The organism is Neisseria sp. P0018.S001 (assembly GCF_051957355.1).
Taxonomy (GTDB): Bacteria; Pseudomonadota; Gammaproteobacteria; order Burkholderiales; family Neisseriaceae; genus Neisseria; species Neisseria subflava_A.
Genome location: NZ_JBQCWN010000108.1, coordinates 1 through 246 on the forward strand (window position 1 = coordinate 1; position 246 = coordinate 246).

Sequence of the window (246 nt, forward strand, 5' to 3'; positions counted from 1 at the left end):
GCGATATGCCCATTGAGGACACCCCTTTTTATATTTTTGACTTGGCGGATTTCGATGGGGTAATTGCCGATATTGACAATATTGTAGGTTTTGTTTCGAGTTACAGCCTATCAAAATCGAAAAAAAATGCCTTGACGGGTATTGCCTTCTTAAGGGGTATAGATGTCTATGACCCTCCCATTTCAAAAGAAAAAGCGTTACAAGCCTTAGAAAAACATCCTGAAATTTATCAGAAGTTTCAGCATT

At 38.2% G+C, this 246-nt stretch carries 1 pseudogene; it reads left to right on the plus strand.

What is annotated here, in order from left to right:
- A pseudogene (locus ACTHTJ_RS11065) lies at window positions 1-246 on the plus strand (hypothetical protein); the annotation flags it as partial.